Annotated in this window: 15 protein-coding genes and 5 tRNA genes; 18 read left to right on the forward strand and 2 right to left on the reverse strand. The window is 54.8% G+C overall.

Going from position 1 to position 15,103, the window contains the following annotated elements; genetic code table 11:
* Positions 1 to 90: 90 nt before the first annotated feature.
* On the forward strand, positions 91 to 1,617 hold the full coding sequence (norR, locus tag KCR01S_RS17950) for a nitric oxide reductase transcriptional regulator NorR (protein ID WP_061284456.1): 1,527 nt from the start codon (positions 91 to 93) through the stop codon (positions 1,615 to 1,617).
* 4 nt (positions 1,618 to 1,621) lie between these two features.
* Here the strand turns inward: norR and gutQ are convergent, their stop codons facing one another.
* Positions 1,622 to 2,587, reverse strand: coding sequence for an arabinose-5-phosphate isomerase GutQ (gene gutQ, locus KCR01S_RS17955; RefSeq protein WP_061284457.1), 966 nt, complete (start codon positions 2,585 to 2,587; stop codon positions 1,622 to 1,624).
* A 203-nt stretch (positions 2,588 to 2,790) separates the two neighbouring features.
* Here gutQ and mltB point away from each other — a divergent pair, with 203 nt between their 5' ends.
* The 4 genes from mltB (at position 2,791) to KCR01S_RS17975 (ending at position 6,516) form a co-directional block, all read left to right on the forward strand.
* Positions 2,791 to 3,861: a lytic murein transglycosylase B gene (gene mltB / locus KCR01S_RS17960; protein WP_061284458.1), complete on the forward strand. Its 1,071-nt coding sequence runs from the start codon at positions 2,791 to 2,793 to the stop codon at positions 3,859 to 3,861.
* Between the two features lie 195 nt (positions 3,862 to 4,056).
* Positions 4,057 to 4,767, forward strand: a complete 711-nt coding sequence (locus tag KCR01S_RS17965; RefSeq protein WP_167348837.1) for a metal ABC transporter ATP-binding protein — start codon at positions 4,057 to 4,059, stop codon at positions 4,765 to 4,767.
* Positions 4,764 to 5,627 (forward strand): metal ABC transporter permease, encoded by an 864-nt coding sequence (locus KCR01S_RS17970; protein ID WP_061284459.1) that lies wholly within the window; start codon positions 4,764 to 4,766, stop codon positions 5,625 to 5,627. The genes KCR01S_RS17965 and KCR01S_RS17970 overlap by 4 nt, the downstream gene beginning before the upstream one ends.
* Before the next feature lie 10 nt (positions 5,628 to 5,637).
* Positions 5,638 to 6,516 (forward strand): metal ABC transporter substrate-binding protein, encoded by an 879-nt coding sequence (locus KCR01S_RS17975; RefSeq protein WP_061284460.1) that lies wholly within the window; start codon positions 5,638 to 5,640, stop codon positions 6,514 to 6,516.
* A 27-nt stretch (positions 6,517 to 6,543) separates the two neighbouring features.
* Here the strand turns inward: KCR01S_RS17975 and KCR01S_RS17980 are convergent, their stop codons facing one another.
* On the reverse strand, positions 6,544 to 6,777 hold the full coding sequence (locus tag KCR01S_RS17980; RefSeq protein WP_061284461.1) for a hypothetical protein: 234 nt from the start codon (positions 6,775 to 6,777) through the stop codon (positions 6,544 to 6,546).
* A 200-nt stretch (positions 6,778 to 6,977) separates the two neighbouring features.
* On the opposite strand from KCR01S_RS17980, the gene pncC reads away from it, so the two are divergent.
* The 13 genes from pncC to KCR01S_RS18045 all read left to right on the forward strand — a co-directional run bounded on the left by pncC (position 6,978) and on the right by KCR01S_RS18045 (position 15,036).
* Positions 6,978 to 7,475 (forward strand): nicotinamide-nucleotide amidase, encoded by a 498-nt coding sequence (gene pncC, locus KCR01S_RS17985; protein WP_061284462.1) that lies wholly within the window; start codon positions 6,978 to 6,980, stop codon positions 7,473 to 7,475.
* A gap of 80 nt (positions 7,476 to 7,555) precedes the next feature.
* Positions 7,556 to 8,614 (forward strand): recombinase RecA, encoded by a 1,059-nt coding sequence (recA, locus tag KCR01S_RS17990; RefSeq protein WP_061284463.1) that lies wholly within the window; start codon positions 7,556 to 7,558, stop codon positions 8,612 to 8,614.
* 75 nt (positions 8,615 to 8,689) lie between these two features.
* Positions 8,690 to 9,190 carry a recombination regulator RecX gene (recX, locus tag KCR01S_RS17995; RefSeq protein WP_061284464.1) on the forward strand — a complete coding sequence of 167 codons (501 nt, stop codon included), beginning with the start codon at positions 8,690 to 8,692 and terminating at the stop codon, positions 9,188 to 9,190.
* 129 nt (positions 9,191 to 9,319) lie between these two features.
* Positions 9,320 to 11,947 carry an alanine--tRNA ligase gene (alaS, locus tag KCR01S_RS18000; RefSeq protein WP_061284465.1) on the forward strand — a complete coding sequence of 876 codons (2,628 nt, stop codon included), beginning with the start codon at positions 9,320 to 9,322 and terminating at the stop codon, positions 11,945 to 11,947.
* Positions 11,948 to 12,188: 241 nt separating this feature from the next.
* Positions 12,189 to 12,374, forward strand: a complete 186-nt coding sequence (gene csrA, locus KCR01S_RS18005; protein WP_000906486.1) for a carbon storage regulator CsrA — start codon at positions 12,189 to 12,191, stop codon at positions 12,372 to 12,374.
* A 347-nt stretch (positions 12,375 to 12,721) separates the two neighbouring features.
* Positions 12,722 to 12,814 (forward strand) — tRNA-Ser (locus tag KCR01S_RS18010).
* Between the two features lie 3 nt (positions 12,815 to 12,817).
* Positions 12,818 to 12,894, forward strand: a tRNA-Arg gene (locus tag KCR01S_RS18015).
* 61 nt (positions 12,895 to 12,955) lie between these two features.
* A tRNA-Arg gene (locus KCR01S_RS18020) sits at positions 12,956 to 13,032 on the forward strand.
* Between the two features lie 60 nt (positions 13,033 to 13,092).
* Positions 13,093 to 13,169 (forward strand) — tRNA-Arg (locus KCR01S_RS18025).
* Positions 13,170 to 13,228: 59 nt separating this feature from the next.
* Positions 13,229 to 13,305 (forward strand) — tRNA-Arg (locus tag KCR01S_RS18030).
* 303 nt (positions 13,306 to 13,608) lie between these two features.
* Entirely contained in the window at positions 13,609 to 13,923 is a 315-nt protein-coding gene (locus tag KCR01S_RS18035) for a BON domain-containing protein (RefSeq protein WP_061284466.1), read from the forward strand.
* A gap of 121 nt (positions 13,924 to 14,044) precedes the next feature.
* Entirely contained in the window at positions 14,045 to 14,611 is a 567-nt protein-coding gene (gene yqaB / locus KCR01S_RS18040) for a fructose-1-phosphate/6-phosphogluconate phosphatase (protein WP_061284496.1), read from the forward strand.
* Entirely contained in the window at positions 14,608 to 15,036 is a 429-nt protein-coding gene (locus KCR01S_RS18045; RefSeq protein ID WP_061284467.1) for a YqaA family protein, read from the forward strand. Before yqaB ends, KCR01S_RS18045 begins: the two co-directional genes overlap by 4 nt.
* Positions 15,037 to 15,103: the final 67 nt, after the last annotated feature.

Raw genomic sequence — 15,103 nt, forward strand, 5'->3', positions numbered from 1 at the left:
AAATTACACCTCTTTATTGTTAGTCAAAATGACTATGCTTGATATTGTCAATATGACATCATGTATTGTCAAAATGACTGTGAGGTTGCCATGAGCTTTTCCGTTGACGTGCTGGCAGGCATCGCCATTGAATTACAGCGCGGTGTAGGCCATCAGGACCGCTTTCAGCGGCTGATCACCACGCTGCGCCAGGTGCTGGAGTGCGATGCATCGGCGCTGCTGCGCTATGACGCGCGGCAGTTTATTCCGCTGGCGATTGATGGGCTGGCCAAAGATGTGCTCGGCAGGCGCTTTACGCTGGAAGGGCACCCGCGTCTGGAGGCCATCGCCCGCGCCGGCGACGTGGTGCGTTTCCCCGCCGACAGCGATTTACCTGATCCCTACGATGGCTTGATACCCGGCCAGGAGAGCTTAAAAGTCCACGCCTGTATCGGCCTGCCGCTGTTTGCTGGCCAAAATTTAATTGGCGCGCTGACCCTCGACGGTATGTCGCCGGATCAGTTTGATGTCTTTAGCAACGAAGAGCTGCGGCTGATTGCCGCGCTGGCGGCGGGGGCGTTGAGTAATGCGCTACTGATCGAGCAACTGGAAAGCCAGAACATGCTGCCCGGTTCGGCGAGCGACTTTGAACAGGTCAAAGAGACGCAGATGATTGGCCTGTCGCCGGGCATGATGCAGCTGAAAAAAGAGATTGAGATTGTTGCAGCCTCTGATCTGAACGTGCTGATTAGCGGCGAAACCGGCACCGGCAAAGAGCTGGTGGCAAAAGCGATTCATGAAGGTTCGCCGCGCGCGGTCAGCCCGCTGGTGTACCTGAACTGCGCCGCGCTGCCGGAAAGCGTGGCCGAAAGCGAGCTGTTTGGCCACGTAAAGGGCGCGTTTACCGGTGCCATCAGCAACCGTAGCGGCAAGTTTGAAATGGCGGATAACGGTACGCTGTTCCTTGATGAGATTGGCGAGCTGTCGCTGGCGCTGCAGGCCAAGCTGCTGCGCGTTTTACAGTATGGCGATATTCAGCGCGTGGGCGACGATCGCAGCCTGCGCGTGGACGTTAGGGTGTTGGCTGCCACCAACCGTGACCTGCGTGATGAAGTGCTGGCGGGTAATTTCCGCGCTGACCTGTTCCATCGTCTCAGCGTATTTCCGCTGTTCGTGCCGCCGCTGCGGGAGCGTGGTGACGATGTAGTGCTGTTGGCGGGCTATTTCTGCGAGCAGTGTCGGCTGCGTCTTGGGCTGTCGCGCGTGGTGCTAAGTACGGCCGCGCGGGCGCATCTGCAACACTACGGCTGGCCGGGAAATGTGCGTGAGCTGGAACATGCCGTGCACCGCGCGGTGGTTCTGGCGCGGGCGGCCCGCAGCAGTGGGGAAGTGGTGCTGGAAGTGCAGCACTTTGCGTTTCAGGAGGGGGTAATGAGTACGGCGGTTGCCGAAATACCCGCGTCAACGCCCATCGCGGCGGTCAGCAATCTGCGCGAAGCCACTGAGCATTTTCAGCGGGAGATGATCCGCAATGCGCTGGAGACGCATCAGCATAATTGGGCGGCTAGCGCGCGGTCGCTGGAGACAGACGTCGCCAACCTGCATAGGTTGGCGAAGCGTCTGGGGCTAAAGGATTAAAGGATTAAAGGATCCCTGCCTGGTAGAAGCTCTGCAGGTTAATGGCACCGACCAAACGGTGGTTTTCATCGACCACCGGCGCGGCGCTGATTTTCAGCTTCATCAGCTGTTCTTTGGCATCAATGGCGCGCGCCTGATCGTTAAGCGTCACGCCGCCTTTGGTCATCGCTGCAGTCACGATGTCCGCCAGCGTGCCACCGCTGACCAGCCAGCGACGCAGGTCGCCGTCGGTAAAGATCCCCTGCACCTGAGACTGGTCGTCACAGACGGCGACCATGCCCATCCCGGTCCGGCTCAATTCCATCATCGCATCCATAATGCTAGCGTGGATGGTCACCTGCGGAATATCGTCACCCTGACGCATCAGATGATGCACGCGGTTTAATAGACGGGCACCGAGTGCGCCAGCCGGGTGAGAGCGGGCAAAATCTTCTTCATTGAAGCCGCGCGCCTGCATCACGGCAATCGCCAGCGCGTCACCCATCATCAGCGTGTTGACGGTGCTGGAGGTTGGGGCCAGGTGCATCGGACAGGCTTCACGCTCAACGGCGATATCCAGCACGGCGTCTGCTGCCAGCGCCAGTGGCGAGTTGGCTTTGCCGGTCATCGCCAGCAGTACGACAGATTTCTCTTTCAGGCGCGGAATAATGTGGTCCAACTCTTTGGCACCGCCGGAGTACGAGATAAACAGCATCACGTCGCGGCTTTCTACCATCCCTAAGTCACCGTGTAGCGCTTCTGCGGGGTGGACAAAGAAGGCGGGTGTGCCGGTGCTGGCGAAGGTGGCCGCCAGCTTTTTGCCAATATGGCCGGATTTGCCCATGCCGGATACGATCAGTTTGCCTTTGCAGTTTAGTACGGCGTTGGCCGCCTGAACAAAGGTCTCGTCAAGACGGTCGGGTAGGCTGCTAGCTTCCTGCAGTTCCAGTAACAGGGCCTTACGCCCGGCCTCTAACAAAAAATCACTCATCACTTTCTCCGATAATTAGCGCGTCAAACGGTCCAGTTTTGCGCCGCGATAATAAAGCATTACGCCGTATCAGAGTATCGATTGCATCATGGATAGCGTCTGTGCAGAGTTTTTTTTCCCATGAGCTCTTCCAGTGCTTCCTTGTGTAGAGGCGGATGCTTTACCATATTTAACTCTTGCTGATATTGTTAAATGGAAGTCTCATGTTGAAGCGTCGCGTTCTGGCTTTACTCCCCCTGTGTGTCCTGCTCGCTGCCTGTAGCAGCAAGCCGAAAACGGCTGAATCACCGGCAACTACCTCCGGCGGTTTTCTTCTTGAACCCCAGCATAATGCGTTGATTCCGACCGGGGATTTTGCCAACAACCCGGCGGCAGAGCAGTTCATCGATAAGATGGTGAGCAAGCATGGATTTGACCGACAGCAGCTGCACGAAATCCTCTCGCAGGCGAAGCGTCTGGATTACGTTTTACGTCTGATGGACCGACAGGCGCCGACCGGCCTGCCGCCAACTGGCCCGAACGGTGCCTGGCTGCGCTATCGCAAACAGTTTATTACGCCGGATAACGTGCAGAACGGCGTGGCGTTCTGGAACCAGCATCAGGCCGCATTGCAGCGCGCCCAGCAGGTTTATGGCGTGCCGCCGGAAATTATCGTCGGGATTATCGGCGTAGAAACGCGCTGGGGGCGCGTGATGGGGAAAACGCGTATTCTTGATGCGTTGGCGACGCTTTCCTTCAACTATCCGCGTCGTGCTGAGTATTTCTCCGGCGAGCTGGAAACGTTCCTGCTGATGGCGCGTGATGAAAAAGATGACCCGCTGGATCTGAAAGGTTCTTTCGCCGGGGCGATGGGCTATGGTCAGTTCATGCCGTCGTCCTATCGACAGTATGCGGTTGATTTCAATGGTGATGGACACATCAACCTGTGGGATCCGGAAGATGCCATCGGCAGCGTAGCGAACTACTTCAAACAGCACGGCTGGGTGAGCGGTGATACAGTGGCGGTGCAGGCGATGGGCCAGGCTCCAGGGCTGGAGAACGGCTTCAAAACTAAATACAGCGTGTCGCAGTTGGCAGCAGCGGGGTTAACGCCGATGCAGTCTTTAGGCAATCACCAGCAAGCCAGCCTGCTTCGGCTGGATGTCGGCACTGGATACCAGTACTGGTACGGCCTGCCAAACTTCTACACCATCACCCGTTACAACCATAGCACTCATTACGCGATGGCGGTCTGGCAGCTGGGGCTGTCGGTAGCGCAGGCTCGCGGTCAGTAATACCTTTCCCAAGGCATCCCTTCATCCCGAGGGATGCCTGTAACATTTTGCATCATTTCCTGCCGTTTACATCTTAGCGCTAATCTCATATTGTTATGTTATAACATTAGATAATGAGGCGAAGATGTTCACTTCTGTTTTTATGGCGTCTGCTTGGGCACGGCTGGCGCTGTCCTGCGCATTGCTGTTGCTGCTGTGGTTGGCTGTCTGGTGGGCGGTAGCGCTACCATGATTGAACTGGACAACCTGGTGGCAGGCTATGAGGGCATAGCAATTACGCCATCGCTGAGCGGCACAATCCCCAAAGGCAGTATGACGGCGATTGTCGGCCTGAACGGCTGCGGCAAATCTACATTGTTAAAAACGTTGGCGGGTTTTATCCCTCCGGTCAGCGGTGTTGTCCGCTGGACGCCGTCGCGGCCAGCGATCGGTTGGCTGGCGCAGCGCCACTCGCTGGAGTCGCAGTTTCCGCTGACGGTGCTGGATGTGGTGAGTCAGGGGGCGTGGCCGCGAGTTTCGCTGCTGCGCGGTCTGCGCGGTGATGTCCGTGAGCGTATTCATACCGCGCTGGTGAGGGTCGGGCTGGCCACGCTGGCGAAAGCGCCGATAGAAGCGCTCTCCGGCGGCCAGTTTCAGCGCATGCTCTTTGCCCGCGTATTGGTGCAGCGGGCGCCGCTGGTGATGCTCGATGAACCGTTCACTGGCATTGATGAAGCGACCAGCCATGACCTGATGGCGGTGATTCAGGAGATGCATCAGCAGGGGCAAACCGTGCTGGCAGTGCTGCACGACAACCAACGCGTGGCCGATTTTTTCCCGGAAACGCTGCTGTTGACGCCAAACAACGCCTGTTGGGGGCATACGACCGATGTCCTTCCCGCCTTTCAATCCGTGAGGCTGGCATGATTTGGCATACCTTCTTTCAGCCGTTTATTGAGTTCGGTTTCATGCGTCGGGCGCTGGTGGTCTGCCTCGCGCTTTCGCTGAGCACCACCATCCTCGGTGTCTTTTTACTGCTGCGACGAATGAGCCTGATGGGGGATGCGCTGTCGCACGCGATTTTACCTGGGGTTGCTGTGGGCTACCTGGTGAATGGCATGTCGCTGCTGGCAATGACCGTTGGCGGGTTTATTGCCGGCATCATCGTTGCGCTGGTGGCGGGATGGGTAAGCCGACGCACGCCGCTAAAAGAGGATGCCAGCTTTGCCGGATTCTATCTTGGTTCATTGGCGCTGGGCGTCACGCTGGTTTCTTTGCGTGGCTCCAGCGTTGATCTCCTGCATCTGCTGTTCGGCTCGATTCTGGCGGTGGATAACGACGCGACGCTGTTTGTCGCGGGAGTTGCTAGCCTCACGCTCATCTGTATTGCGCTGTTTTACCGTGGCCTGGTGAGTGAGGCGTTTGACAGCGACTGGCTACAGGTCAATGCGCGCTGGCTCCCCGCGGTATTGCACGGCCTGTTTCTGGCGCTGCTGGTGCTTAACCTGGTGGCAGGGTTTCAAGTGCTGGGCACGCTGATGGCGGTGGGAGTGATGATGTTGCCTGCTATTGCAGCGCGCTGTTGGGCGCGAACGTTGCCCGCCATTTTACTGCTGGCGGCGGGGATTGGCAGCATCTGTGCGTGGCTGGGTTTGAGCCTGTCTTGGGCTGCGAATCTGCCTGCCGGGCCTTCCATCGTTCTCACCGCCAGCGGCATCTTTTTTGTTTCGGTATTTTTTGGCACGCATAGCCGGCTGACCGTTGGCTGGCGCAAATTAATGGGATGAGGGGAAAGTGATGAAACGTAGTGGAATTTTTCTGGCGCTGGCGTTAGGCCTGGCCGCGCAGGGGGCTATGGCAAAAACGCTTAACATCGTTAGCAGTTTTTCGGTGTTGGGTGACATGGTGCAGCAGGTGGGCGGTGAACACGTGCATGTGGATACGCTTGTTGGACCGGATGGCGACCCGCACACGTTCGAGCCGTCTCCTAAAGATAGCGCGCTGCTCAGCAAAGCAGATGTGGTGGTGGTGAATGGTCTGGGGCTGGAGGGATGGCTGGATAGACTGATTAAGGCGTCCGGATTCAAGGGCGAGCTGGTTGTGGCCTCCACCGGGGTGAAAACCCATACGCTGGATGAAGACGGAAAAACGGTGACTGACCCGCACGCCTGGAACAGCGCGGCAAACGGTGCGCTGTATGCGCAGAATATCCTCAATGGACTGGTGAAGGCTGACCCGCAGGATAGCGCGGCGCTGAAAGCCACCGGTGAGCGCTATATCGGTCAGCTCAATGAAGTCGACGGTTGGGCAAAAAAACAGTTTGACGGTATTCCTCAGGCTAAACGGAAAGTGCTGACCAGCCATGATGCATTTGGCTACTTCTCTCGTGCCTATGGGGTGACCTTCCTCGCGCCGCAGGGGCTGTCGTCGGAAAGCGAAGCCAGCGCCGCGCAGGTGGCTGCGCTTATCAAGCAGATTAAAGCCGATGGTGTGCATACCTGGTTTATGGAGAATCAGCTCGATCCGCGCCTGGTGAAGCAAATCGCTACGGCAACGGGGTCGCAACCGGGTGGGGAACTGTATCCGGAAGCGCTGTCGAAAGCGGGCGGCGTAGCGGATAGCTACGTGAAGATGCTACGTCATAACGTTGAGCTGATTGCTGCCAGCATGCGCTAAAATAACCGGCCCGTTGGGCCGGTTTTACTATTGTATATGCTGTCGAGATTGCAACGCTTTGATGGTTTTGCTCTGCTTTATGCCCATGACCAGACTGCTTATGCCGAGCAGGGTCTCAATGCCTTCATACAGCATATAAAATGGCCGGGTAAACAGATGCAGGACAACGGTCAGTAATATACAGATGCCGCAGGCGATTAAAATGCGGCGTAGCCGTATGGCCTTATTGAGTTCGCTGGAGCCGATCGCGGTTCTAACCATTCCTGATAACCTCGTGGAGAAGTCTTCCTTGTGTCATCCGATTGTGTCACTCGCGCAAGCGGGCAGCTATCCGAAAAAGCAGACTTTGCGCATCGCCGTCATTTTCTGAACCCCTCTCGTAAAATTGTTATCCCGTCCCCATATCTCCCCTGAAAGTGCTATCTTTGATGGCCTCTTTATCTGGCGAAAGCGGAGTGATAATGACAGATTCCGAATTAATGCAGCTGAGCGAGCAGGTTGGTCTGGCGCTAAAGGCGCGTGGCGCAACGATGACCACCGCAGAGTCCTGCACCGGCGGATGGATTGCGAAAACCATCACCGACATTGCCGGGAGCTCTGCATGGTTTGAACGCGGCTTTGTGACCTACAGCAACGAAGCCAAAGCGCAGATGATCGGCGTTCGGGAAGTGACGCTTGAACAGCACGGCGCGGTAAGTGAACCGGTGGTGGTTGAGATGGCGATTGGCGCGCTGCGTGCGGCACGTGCTGATTATGCGGTTTCGGTCAGCGGTATTGCTGGGCCTGACGGCGGCAGCGCAGAAAAGCCGGTGGGAACCGTGTGGTTTGGCGTCGCCAGCGCCAATGGGCAGGGCGTAACCCAGCGTGAATGTTTCACCGGAGACCGGGAATCGGTGCGCCGACAGGCGACCGCCTATGCGCTAAATCTTCTCTGGCAACAATTTCTACAAAACACTTGATACTGTATGACCATACAGTATAATTGCCTTAACAGAACAGAATTCACTATCCGGTAACACCCGGTATGACAGGAGTAATAATGGCTATCGACGAAAACAAACAGAAAGCGTTGGCGGCAGCGCTGGGCCAGATCGAAAAGCAATTCGGTAAAGGCTCCATCATGCGTCTGGGTGAAGACCGCTCCATGGATGTGGAAACTATCTCCACCGGTTCGCTTTCACTGGATATCGCGCTGGGTGCAGGCGGCCTGCCAATGGGGCGTATCGTCGAAATCTACGGGCCAGAATCCTCCGGTAAAACGACTCTGACGCTGCAGGTTATCGCCGCGGCACAGCGTGAAGGTAAAACCTGTGCGTTTATCGATGCCGAACACGCGTTGGACCCGGTTTATGCACGCAAGCTAGGCGTCGATATCGACAACCTGCTGTGTTCTCAGCCAGATACGGGCGAACAGGCTCTGGAAATCTGTGACGCGTTGGCGCGTTCAGGCGCCGTAGACGTTATCGTTGTTGACTCCGTTGCGGCACTGACGCCAAAAGCGGAAATTGAAGGCGAAATCGGCGATTCTCACATGGGTCTTGCGGCACGTATGATGAGCCAGGCAATGCGTAAACTGGCCGGTAACCTGAAACAGTCCAACACGCTGCTGATCTTCATCAACCAGATCCGTATGAAAATTGGCGTGATGTTCGGTAACCCGGAAACCACCACCGGCGGTAACGCGCTGAAATTCTATGCCTCTGTTCGTCTGGATATCCGTCGTATTGGCGCGGTGAAAGAGGGCGACAACGTTGTCGGCAGCGAAACCCGCGTGAAGGTTGTGAAGAACAAAATTGCGGCTCCGTTCAAACAGGCTGAATTCCAGATTCTTTACGGCGAAGGTATCAACTTCCTCGGTGAGCTGGTCGATCTGGGCGTGAAAGAGAAGCTGATTGAAAAAGCAGGCGCCTGGTACAGCTACAACGGCGACAAAATTGGTCAGGGTAAAGCGAACGCTATCACCTGGCTCAAAGAGAACCCGGCTGCGGCGAAAGAAATTGAGAAGAAAGTGCGCGAACTGCTGCTCAATAACCAGGACTCTACGCCGGACTTCGTTGTTGATAACAACAGCGTTGAAGAAACCAAAGAAGACTTCTGATAATCTCGAAAGTCAGAATTAAACGAAGGGCTGCTTATGCAGCCCTTTTGCTTTTATCACTACGGCAGGAAGAGAATGACTGACAATACCCCGCGCCGTTCTGCCTATGCTCGTCTGTTAGATCGCGCTATCCGCATTCTGGCAATGCGCGATCACAGCGAACAGGAGCTGCGACGTAAGCTAACTGCCCCGGTAATGGGGAAGAATGGTCCGGAACCCATCGATGCGCCGCCAGAGGACGTTGAAAATGTTGTCGCATGGTGTTTTGAAAACCGCTATCTCGACGATAGCCGCTTTGTGCAGCAATTTATGGCTGGACGTAGCCGTAAGGGATACGGGCCTGCGCGTATTCGTCAGGAGCTAGGACAAAAGGGTATTGCGCGTGAGGCCATTGAGCAGGCAATGCGCGAGTGCGAAATTGACTGGGTGCAACTGGCTCGTGACCAGGCGTTACGAAAATACGGTGACCCGCTGCCAACCGTCTTTGCGGAAAAGGTTAAAATCCAGCGCTTTTTGCTCTACCGCGGCTATCTGATGGAAGATATCCAGGAAATATGGCGAAATTTTGCGGATTGACCGCACGGGGGATTTTACTTCCCTTTAAAGAAAACTTATCTTATTCCCACTTTTTCCGTCCGGGGCGGGGTGTTTTTACAGCACCTCGCCTCTGCGACGAATATCCCTTAGCTTGATTTCAGGATAATTATGAGCAAGAGCACCGCTGAGATCCGTCAGGCGTTTCTCGACTTTTTCCAAAGTAAAGGCCATCAGGTAGTCGATAGCAGCTCCCTGGTGCCGAATAACGACCCTACTCTGCTGTTTACCAATGCCGGGATGAACCAGTTCAAGGACGTGTTCCTTGGCCTCGACAAGCGTAATTATTCGCGCGCGACCACCGCGCAGCGTTGCGTGCGTGCAGGCGGTAAGCACAATGACCTGGAAAACGTCGGTTATACCGCACGCCACCACACCTTCTTCGAAATGCTGGGTAACTTCAGCTTCGGTGACTACTTCAAACACGATGCAATCCAGTACGCATGGGAACTGCTGACCGGTGAGAACTGGTTTGCGCTGCCGAAAGAGCGTCTGTGGGTCACCGTATACGAAACCGATGATGAAGCTTATGAAATCTGGGAAAAAGAAGTTGGTATCCCACGTGAGCGCATTATCCGCATCGGCGACAACAAAGGCGCGCCGTTCGCCTCTGATAACTTCTGGCAGATGGGTGACACTGGCCCATGCGGCCCGTGCACCGAAATTTTCTACGATCACGGCGACCACATCTGGGGTGGCCCTCCGGGAACACCAGAAGAAGATGGCGATCGCTACATTGAGATCTGGAATATCGTCTTCATGCAGTTCAACCGTCAGGCTGACGGCACTATGGAACCGCTGCCGAAGCCGTCCGTAGATACCGGCATGGGCTTAGAGCGTATTACTGCTGTTCTGCAGCACGTTAACTCTAACTATGAAATCGACCTGTTCCGTAAGCTTATCGACGCTGTCGCTAAAGTCACTGGCGCAACCGATCTGGGGAATAAATCCCTGCGCGTTATCGCGGACCATATTCGTTCCTGTGCGTTCCTGATTGCCGATGGCGTTATGCCATCAAACGAAAGCCGCGGCTACGTGCTGCGCCGCATCATTCGTCGCGCAATCCGCCACGGCAACATGCTGGGCGCGAAAGAGACCTTCTTCTACAAGCTGGTTGGCCCGCTGATTGACGTGATGGGTTCCGCTGGCGAAGAGTTGAAACGCCAGCAGGCGCAGGTTGAGCAGGTTCTGAAAACGGAAGAAGAGCAATTTGCTCGTACTCTGGAGCGCGGGTTGGCGCTGCTTGATGAAGAGCTGTCTAAGCTTTCCGGCGATACGCTGGACGGTGAAACTGCATTCCGTCTGTACGATACCTACGGCTTCCCGGTTGACCTGACGGCGGACGTTTGCCGTGAACGCAACATCAAGGTCGACGAAGCAGGCTTTGAAGCCGCAATGGAAGAACAGCGCCGTCGTGCGCGTGAATCCAGCGGTTTTGGCGCTGACTACAACGCAATGATCCGCGTTGACGGTGCTTCTGAATTTAAAGGCTACGACCACCTGGAACTGAACGGCAAAGTCACTGCGCTGTTTGTTGACGGTAAAGCGGTCGACTCTATCGCTGCCGGTCAGGAAGCGGTTGTTGTTCTGGACCAGACGCCATTCTACGCGGAATCCGGTGGTCAGGTTGGCGATAAAGGTGAACTGAAAGGCGCTGGCTTTAGCTTTGCGGTCAGCGACACCCAGAAATACGGCCAGGCAATCGGGCATCTCGGTAAGCTGTCTAACGGCGCGCTGAAGGTGGGTGATGCAGTACAGGCAGATGTGGATGATACACGCCGCGCCCGTATTCGTCTGAACCACTCGGCAACCCACCTGATGCACGCGGCGCTGCGCCAGGTTCTGGGCACGCACGTGGCACAGAAGGGCTCGCTGGTTAACGACAAAATCCTGCGCTTCGACTTCTCTCATAACGAAGCCATGAAAGCGGAAGAAATTCGCGAGGTTGAAGATTTGGTCAACGCCCAGATCCGTCGCAACCTGCCAATCGAAACCAACATCATGGATCTCGAAGCGGCGAAAGCGAAGGGCGCAATGGCGCTGTTCGGCGAGAAATACGATGACCACGTGCGCGTACTGAGCATGGGCGACTTCTCAACCGAGCTGTGCGGCGGTACCCACGCCTCACGTACCGGTGATATCGGTCTGTTCCGTATCGTGTCCGAGTCCGGTACGGCGGCAGGTGTGCGTCGTATCGAAGCGGTAACCGGTGAAGGCGCAATTGCCACTCTGCACGCACAAAGCGATCGTTTAAGCGACATTGCTCAGCTGCTGAAAGGCGATAGCCACAACGTCACCGAAAAAGTGCGTAGCGTTATTGAACGTACTCGTCAGCTGGAAAAAGAGCTGCAGCAGCTGAAAGAGCAGGCGGCGGCCCAGGAAAGTGCGAATCTTTCCAGCAAAGCTGAGACGATCAATGGCGTGAATCTGCTGGTGAGCGAGCTTGCAGGCGTTGAGCCTAAAATGCTGCGTACCATGGTTGACGATCTGAAGAACCAGTTGGGTTCTGCGATTATCGTCCTCGCAACGGTAGATGAAGGTAAGGTTTCTCTGATTGCAGGCGTGTCTAAGGATGTGACCGACCGTGTGAAAGCAGGGGAGCTGATTGGTATGGTCGCCCAGCAGGTGGGTGGTAAAGGGGGCGGTCGTCCGGATATGGCGCAAGCTGGCGGTACCGACGCGTCTGCTCTCCCTGCTGCATTGGCCAGCGTGAAAGGCTGGGTAAGCGCTAAATTGTAATAACGATAACTGCATGCGGGCGCCTTAACGTTATATGTTACGGCGCCTTGCATATGCGGTACTGATAACGATAAAGTCAGGTTGAAGTCATGTAAATCGGCTAGACTTACATTTAACAGAATGTGATGCCGTGACTGCTTACACATAAGGTGTTTGTCATCGCTGACCTTTTGGCGTTATATGATGGAGAATGCCGGGATACAGAGAGACCCGACTCATTTAATCTTTCAAGGAGCAAAGAATGCTGATTCTGACTCGTCGAGTTGGTGAAACCCTCATGATCGGAGATGAGGTCACTGTGACAGTTTTAGGGGTGAAGGGTAACCAGGTACGCATCGGCGTAAATGCCCCGAAAGAGGTCTCCGTTCACCGTGAAGAGATCTACCAGCGTATCCAGGCTGAAAAATCCCAGCAGTCCAGTTACTAAGTTCTCGCGTCTCACCCAGCGGGTGAGACGCAAATCCCCAAATCCTCCAAATTTCTCGCTTCAATCTTTCTCTTCATTCCGGCTGTTCCCTCTATTCGTCATTTTCGCCACTATAATTTGACTCTGTACCGTAATTTCTTGCTGAGGTTTTACGGCGGGAATCGCAATTTATCTGTTGATAAAACGCCCGTTTTGCCTTTTTTAACGCCTTATTGCGTGTGAAATGTGCAATCGATAAAAATCTGCGGAAAATTGTTTGACTTATAAGTCCCAGAAAGTAATATGTGCGCCACGCAGCGACGAGAAGCTCTTAACGAGAAACTCGAAGCACTCGCAAGAGGCGTGTTGGTGAGGTGGCCGAGAGGCTGAAGGCGCTCCCCTGCTAAGGGAGTATGCGGTCAAAAGCTGCATCCGGGGTTCGAATCCCCGCCTCACCGCCATTTGCATCCATAGCTCAGCTGGATAGAGTACTCGGCTACGAACCGAGCGGTCGGAGGTTCGAATCCTCCTGGATGCACCATCTTTTACTTTGTACGGCATTAGCGGTATAGAGTATCAGTAGTAAAGCAGTAAATCCTGATGCATCCATAGCTCAGCTGGATAGAGTACTCGGCTACGAACCGAGCGGTCGGAGGTTCGAATCCTCCTGGATGCACCATCTTTTACTTTGTACGGCGTTAGCGGTATAGAGTATCGGCAGTAAAGCAGTAATCCTGATGCATCCATAGCTCAGCTGGATAGAGTACTCGGCTACGAACCGAGCGGTCGGAGGTTCGAATCCTCCTGGATGCACCATCTTTTACTTTGTACGGCATTCGCGGTATAGAGTATCAGTAGTAAAGCAGTAACCTGATGCATCCATAGCTCAGCTGGATAGAGTACTCGGCTACGAACCGAGCGGTCGGAGGTTCGAATCCTCCTGGATGCACCATCTTCCCCCTCTCAATACATCAATCTTATCTTCATCTCTGAACTTCCCTTACTTCAACATCTCATTTTTTTCTGAACGTTAAATTCACACTTTTCTCATTGGCAACCTATTCTTTCCTCTATAATTTATCGCTGGATACTCGTCATACTTCGAGTTGCATGTGCGTTGGCTGCGCTCGCTCACCCGAATCACTTACTTTAGTAAGCTCATCGGGACTCCCTCACTTGCCGCCTTCCTGCAACTCGAATTATTTAGAGTATATCCGCCCATATTTTGGCGACACTACTGCAAGGAGAGAAATCCATGAAATGGTTCAAAGCAATGGCAGCGTTTTGTGCAGCGCTTTTGGTGGCAATCTCGCTGTCTGGTTGTGCGGGTTCGTCAACCAAGGAAAGTACCGGTGGCTACATTGATGACACGGTCATCACCACCAAAGTGAAAACCGCGCTGTTCGGTGACAAAAACATTAAATCCAGCGAGATTAACGTGCAAACCTTCAAAGGCCGCGTGCAGTTGAGCGGTTTTGTGTCGTCTTCTGCTGATGCGAATCGCGCGGTGGAGCTGACGCGCCAGGTTCAGGGCGTGAGAGTCGTTGAGAACGACATGAAAATTAAATAATTCTCGAACTTTAGCAATTTAAAGGCGCCATCAGGCGCCTTTGTTGTCTCTACGGCTGGCAGCGACAATGCGGCCTATTTGCGATAAAGTAACAAGACATTATCCGATGGGTGAGAAGACGATGTACGAGCGCTACGCTGGATTGATTTTTGATATGGATGGCACCATCCTTGATACCGAACCGACGCATCGTAAGGCATGGAAAGAAGTGCTGGGTCGCTACGGTATGCGTTTTGACGAACAGGCCATGGTGGCGCTTAACGGCTCACCGACCTGGCGTATTGCGCAGGCTATCATCGAGAGCCATGAGGCCGATCTGGATCCCCATCTTCTCGCGCGTGAAAAAACGCAGGCGGTTAAAGAGATGCTGCTGGATTCCGTCACGCCTTTACCGCTCATTGACGTCGTAAAAGCCTGGCATGGCCGCCGCCCAATGTCTGTTGGGACCGGGAGCGAAAGCGCGATTGCCGAGGCTCTGCTCGCGCATTTAGGCCTGCGCCACTATTTTGCGGCCGTTGTCGCGGCCGATCACGTTAAGCAGCATAAACCTGCGCCGGACACCTTCTTACTGTGCGCCGAACGTATGGGCGTGGCGCCAGAACGCTGCGTGGTGTTTGAAGATGCTGATTTTGGCCTTCAGGCGGCTGCGGCCGCGGGAATGGATGCCGTTGACGTGCGTCTGTTGTGAATGAACTTCTGGCGCTAGGGTCGCTGTTTGCAAGCAGCTTTCTTAGCGCGACGCTGCTGCCAGGGAACTCCGAAGCGGTATTGGTTGCATTGTTACTTTCCGGAGCCAGTAAACCTTGGCTTTTAGTAGCAATAGCAACAATGGGTAATAGCCTTGGTGGGGCAACTAACGTTATTCTTGGTCGTTTTTTCCCATTACGCAAAACATCGCGTTGGCAGGAAAAGGCAGTAGGCTGGCTACGTCGCTACGGCGCGGCTACGCTACTGTTGAGCTGGATGCCGGTAATTGGCGATTTGCTGTGCCTGTTGGCAGGGTGGATGCGTATTTCCTGGGGACCGGTACTCTTTTTTTTATGCCTTGGTAAAGCGTTGCGCTACGTCGTTGTGGCGGCGCTGACGCTCCAGGGCATGACGTGGTGGCACTAATTGGATGGTTGGTGGACTAGTCCCCATCTCCACGATGACAATTATGCTTAATAAAATGAATTCGACA

The organism is Kluyvera cryocrescens NBRC 102467, assembly GCF_001571285.1.
In the GTDB taxonomy this organism is placed as follows: domain Bacteria; phylum Pseudomonadota; class Gammaproteobacteria; order Enterobacterales; family Enterobacteriaceae; genus Kluyvera; species Kluyvera cryocrescens.

Excerpts from the sequence above, each read along its gene's own strand:
- pncC (WP_061284462.1), top strand. The coding sequence starts at position 6,978 with ATGACAGATTCCGAATTAATGCAGCTGAGCGAGCAGGTTGGTCTGGCG.
- gutQ (WP_061284457.1), bottom strand. The coding sequence starts at position 2,587 with ATGAGTGATTTTTTGTTAGAGGCCGGGCGTAAGGCCCTGTTACTGGAA.
- csrA (WP_000906486.1), top strand. The coding sequence starts at position 12,189 with ATGCTGATTCTGACTCGTCGAGTTGGTGAAACCCTCATGATCGGAGAT.
- recX (WP_061284464.1), top strand. The coding sequence starts at position 8,690 with ATGACTGACAATACCCCGCGCCGTTCTGCCTATGCTCGTCTGTTAGAT.
- KCR01S_RS18035 (WP_061284466.1), top strand. The coding sequence starts at position 13,609 with ATGAAATGGTTCAAAGCAATGGCAGCGTTTTGTGCAGCGCTTTTGGTG.
- alaS (WP_061284465.1), top strand. The coding sequence starts at position 9,320 with ATGAGCAAGAGCACCGCTGAGATCCGTCAGGCGTTTCTCGACTTTTTC.
- norR (WP_061284456.1), top strand. The coding sequence starts at position 91 with ATGAGCTTTTCCGTTGACGTGCTGGCAGGCATCGCCATTGAATTACAG.
- KCR01S_RS17980 (WP_061284461.1), bottom strand. The coding sequence starts at position 6,777 with ATGGTTAGAACCGCGATCGGCTCCAGCGAACTCAATAAGGCCATACGG.
- KCR01S_RS17975 (WP_061284460.1), top strand. The coding sequence starts at position 5,638 with ATGAAACGTAGTGGAATTTTTCTGGCGCTGGCGTTAGGCCTGGCCGCG.
- recA (WP_061284463.1), top strand. The coding sequence starts at position 7,556 with ATGGCTATCGACGAAAACAAACAGAAAGCGTTGGCGGCAGCGCTGGGC.
- yqaB (WP_061284496.1), top strand. The coding sequence starts at position 14,045 with ATGTACGAGCGCTACGCTGGATTGATTTTTGATATGGATGGCACCATC.
- mltB (WP_061284458.1), top strand. The coding sequence starts at position 2,791 with ATGTTGAAGCGTCGCGTTCTGGCTTTACTCCCCCTGTGTGTCCTGCTC.
- KCR01S_RS17970 (WP_061284459.1), top strand. The coding sequence starts at position 4,764 with ATGATTTGGCATACCTTCTTTCAGCCGTTTATTGAGTTCGGTTTCATG.